A 4,479-nucleotide genomic window follows, 5' to 3' on the forward strand; every position below is an offset into this window, starting at 1 on the left:
GGTGTTGCCGTTCTCCTGGATGTAGATCAGCGCGTCGCGCCATTCCTGCTCGGCCTCGGTGTCCAGGATCTCCTGGTAGGTCGGGTCGTCGAACAGCGAGCTACGCGGCGGTGCGATGCCGTCCTCGGCCATGGTCAGCTGGGCCTCTGGAGCGGTCGCCCACTGCACGAACTCCCATGCGGCGTCCTGCTGCTCGGAGAACGGCGAGACCGTCAGGCCCCAGGACAGGATCGTCGGCGTGGAGCCGTCGGGTCCGCCGGGGATGTTCGCGACCCCGACGTCGTCCGCGACGACAGAGTTCTCCGGGTCCACCGTGTTGGGGAACAGGTTGGAGGACTCCAGCTCGATGGCGACCTCGCCAGAGGCGAAGAGCTGCGTCGACTCGTTGAACGAGTAGTTGATCACGCCGGGCGGGCCGTAGTCGCGGGCGAGCGTCGCGTACTGCTCGATCGCCTCGTGCGCCCGCGGGTCCTCGAAGGTCGGCACGCCGTCGGAGGTCCAGGTGAGGCCGTCGGCATGCATGAACGGCCCGAACGTGTACGCAACGGTGTCGGCGATGCCCCTCAGCGTGACGGGCGTGATCCCATCCCCCTCGGCCTCGATCGTCTCGGCGGCGGCCAGCAGCTCGTCGATGGTCTCGGGGACCTCGATGCCGAGATCGTCGAAGACGTCCCTGCGGTAGAACATCACCGGGCCTTCGACGTTCATCGGCATCGCGATGATCTCGTCGTCGATGGTCATGCCGTCCATCGCGGCAGGGGCGAAGCCGTCGGCGTCGTACTCCTCGGGGGCCGAAGCCAGGTAGTCGTCCAGCGGCTCGTAGTATCCGGAGGCCGCGAACAGTGGGCCTTCCCGGGACGGCAGCGTCATGTACACGTCCATCTCGCTGCTCTGCGACTGCAGGTTCAGCTGTACACGGTCGCGCATCTGCTGCTCGGAGAGCACCTGGACCTCGATGTCGATACCGGTGTCCTCACTGAACTGGTCCGCGATGTCGGCCAGGGCGTTGCCGTTCGGGTTGCCGTTCAGGATGATGTTCAGGCTCGGGTCGGTGTCGTCGCCGTCTCCAGCGCAAGCGGCCAAGACCATGACCGGGCCGAGAGCGACCGTACCCAGGCTCAGCCTTCGTGTCGTCTTCGTCGTCTTCACGATTGCGTTCCTCTCATGTGGCGGACAGTCAGGTACGGCGGATTCGTCCTTTCTTGCTTCACTGAGCCAGCACTCAGTTCAGCGCTCATCGGTACTGTTTCGGCCAGTTCGCCGTGTCGAGCTGGCTATGCGCACGCCAACGGCCGATCTCCTCCCGCAACGTCGCCTTCACCCGGGCATGTTCTGGGCTCGTCCACAGGCTGTGTTCCTCGGTGGGGTCGTTGTGCAGATCGAACAGCTGACCTTCCGCGGAGTCGATGAACTCGACGAGCTTCCAGCGGTCCGAGCGCACCATGGTCATCAGCGCGGTGCCGGTGAGGATGGCGTCGCCGGCATGTTCGGAGAAGACGTACTCCCTTCCCGGCCAGCTGTCCGCTTCGACGTCCGGCCGCAGAGCAGGCATGAGCGACTCCGCGGCCATCCAGTCCGGACGGTCGATCCCGGCGAGTTCCAGGATCGTCGGGCCGAAGTCGAACAGGGACGCCAGACCATCGACGACGCGGCCTTCGGCGATCCGCCCCGGACCCCACACGATGGCCGGGACACGGACGCTCGGCTCGTACATGGTCCATTTCTGGCTGTGCCCGTGGTCGTTGAGCATGTCGCCGTGGTCCGAGGTAAAGAGCACCACGGTGTTGTCGAGAACGCCCTGGTCCTCCAAGGTCTGCAGAATCAGGCCCAGCTGCTCGTCGATCATGGTGATGTTCGCGTAGTAGTGCATCCGCTGACGATGCGTCTGCTCGGGCGTGGGGTCGTCCAGATGAACGATCGAATCGTGATCGGTGTCCTGATGGGCACGGCGCAGCTTCTTGAGCGGCTCCGGCTGGTCGTCCAGATCACGCTCACTGCGCACCGGAGCCGGCAGCTCCTGGCCCTGGTATCGCTCCAGGTGCCGTGGCACGGCGTCGTAGGGCGGGTGCGGTCCGGGGAATCCGACCTGCAGGAAGAACGGCTGCTCGGCCACCGGGTACCGCTCGAGCCACGTGCGCGCGAGGCCCCCGACGTAGACGTCGGAATGCAGATCCTCCGGAAGTTCCCAGACGAACGCGCCCAACCGCTCCTTGTAGTCGGGCCGGTCGCGCAGCGTGGTCCGGTCCGGTTTGACCTCACCGCGCACGTGCAATGCCTTGTCCCAGTTGTCCAGGAAGAAGGGCAGCAGCGTCGGATGGCCGCGATCCTTGTTCTCCACGACGTGACGCTCGTGGAAGCCGACCGAGCCCTCGTATGGATATGTGTGCATCTTGCCGACGTTCACGCACCGGTATCCGGCGTCGGCGAGCCGTTCCACCCAGGAGTGATGCCAGACGTCGTCGTTGCGCAGCACGCCGGTTGTGTGCGGATACAGGCCGGTGAACAGGCTTGCGCGGGACGGCGCACATGAGGGTGCGGTCACGAACATCCGGTCGAACGCCGTACCTTCCCGGACCAGCCGGTCGAGGTGAGGCGTCTGGACATGGGAGTGCCCCAGCGCGGCGATCGTGTCGAAACGTTGTTGGTCCGTGATGACCAGAACGATGTTGGGGAGCCCTTGGGACACTGCTGACCTCTTTCTCTCTCCGACGGCGGCACAGACATGGGCGCTTCGACGTTCTTTTCACTCATATGAGCTTTAATTACTCTCATATGAGATAATGTATTGGTAATGCATCACGGATCGCGCCGTCAAGCCCCGACGGGACATCGGACCCGGAGAGGAACCCGCCGACGGGCCTGAGGGAGAGGTCATGCGCGCCGGGGCGACATAGAGGTCGCGACGGCCTGGAGATCGTGACCGTGAAGCTGAAGACCAGCAGGCAGAGCCTGCACAGCGGGTCTTGGTGAGCTACCTCAGGCGGCGTCGGCCAACGCGTGCGCCAAGCTCTGGTCGACGACGAGCGTCGAGATGAGGCCGGCACGTATCGCCGTGCGGGTGGCCTCGAGCCGGTAGGCACCGTAGCTACTGCAGACCACTTCGGGTACGCGCTTGAGCTCGTCGAGACTGATGCCGATCACGCGGTCATCGATCACCTGCGGAACCATGCGCCCGTCGGCGTCGAAGAGGCGACCGCTGATCTCGCCGATCACACCGAGCTCACGCGCCCGGCGACGTTCGGGCTCGGTCAACGAGTCGTAGATGGTCGACGTCGACGGCGCCCACGCCCCCATCGAGACCACCGCGACATCGAGCTTGGCGAAGTACTCCATAGCTGTGGCTATGTCGGGCTGACGCAGCAGTGACGACGCCGCGGCCGAGTCCGGCACCAGCAACGGAGCGTAGATCGGGAACGCCTTACCCTGGTTGGACTGCGCCGCTCGACGCACCAGCTCGACACTGCCGACGTTCTCACCCGGCGGCGTCACATGGCCGGCAAGCTGGATGAAGGTGCACGGCTGGACGCCCGACAGCTGATCGACCATGGCCCGCAACGCGCGGCTCCAGGTCAAGCCGACGATGTTCCCGGGCTGGACGATCTCAGCGACCACCTCGGCCAGGGCGCGGCCGATATCCTTCATGGGAGCATTGGGCGAGGCAGACACGACCATCACCCGCGGCACCCCGAGGGCGTCCTGCAGGATCGCGCTGAGCTCGCGGTCGATCCGGCCCGGGCTGCCGATCTCGATCTGAACCATGCCGGACTCGCGCGCCAGCTGCAACAGTCGTGCCACCTGAAAGCGGCTCAGGCCGAGCTCGTTCGCGATCGAGACCTTGGACCGATCATCGAGGTAGTAGAGGCGAGCGATCGTCACAGCAAGAGACAGCTCGTCCTCCGGGCTCAAACTCGGACCGCCCGAGCCACCCGTACCACTCGGCGGCCTACCTCGCCTCGCCACGTCGTTCCGCTCTCCTGCTTCTCGGATGATTCACACTACAGCTCTACCGAGAGACATTAACACTCATATGTGAGTATCAGGGAGCCACCCGCCGGCCGTGTCGCACCTGGCCGCCCGGCGCAAACCCCGCTCCGCGAGGCGTCGGCCATCGCCCGGCTCTCGCTCGAGCGCACGACGGCCCTCACGGGCGCTGCGCCCGTGGGCAAAGCAGTGAGCGCTGACATATCAGAGCCCGGAAAACAACAGAGCGCGACCCCCTTGACGCTCAATCGTTATGCGCGCCACACTGGTGTTGCGTAGAAAACAACGGTTGTTCATAGCGCAACCCCCTATCAACAGCCAGCGGTTTCGTAGCGACGCCTCCGCCTATCAGGGGCGCCAGAAGCACCACATATCACACAGCGGGGCTCATCCCTCCGCAAGACCTCAGAAAAGGGGGCGACCATGACCGACCTACTCGGATCCCAGATCACAGAAGACACAGTCAGCCAACCGCTGTCCAGCACACCCGCCAACCCC

At 65.0% G+C, this 4,479-nt stretch carries 3 protein-coding genes; all 3 read right to left on the bottom strand.

Going from position 1 to position 4,479, the window contains the following annotated elements; all coding sequences use genetic code 11:
• Positions 1–1,149 (bottom strand): ABC transporter substrate-binding protein (locus ELR45_RS28375; protein WP_165368183.1); only part of this gene is annotated, 1,149 nt, incomplete at its 3' end.
• 85 nt (positions 1,150–1,234) lie between these two features.
• A complete protein-coding gene (locus ELR45_RS28380; RefSeq protein ID WP_129669318.1) occupies positions 1,235–2,686 on the bottom strand; it encodes a sulfatase family protein in 1,452 nt (483 codons plus the stop codon).
• Positions 2,687–2,976: 290 nt separating this feature from the next.
• Positions 2,977–3,876: a sugar-binding transcriptional regulator gene (locus tag ELR45_RS28385; RefSeq protein ID WP_129669319.1), complete on the bottom strand. Its 900-nt coding sequence runs from the start codon at positions 3,874–3,876 to the stop codon at positions 2,977–2,979.
• Between the last annotated feature and the right edge of the window lie 603 nt (positions 3,877–4,479).

The sequence above is a fragment of the Phytoactinopolyspora endophytica genome, from assembly GCF_004138495.1.
GTDB lineage: Bacteria > Actinomycetota > Actinomycetes > Jiangellales > Jiangellaceae > Phytoactinopolyspora > Phytoactinopolyspora endophytica.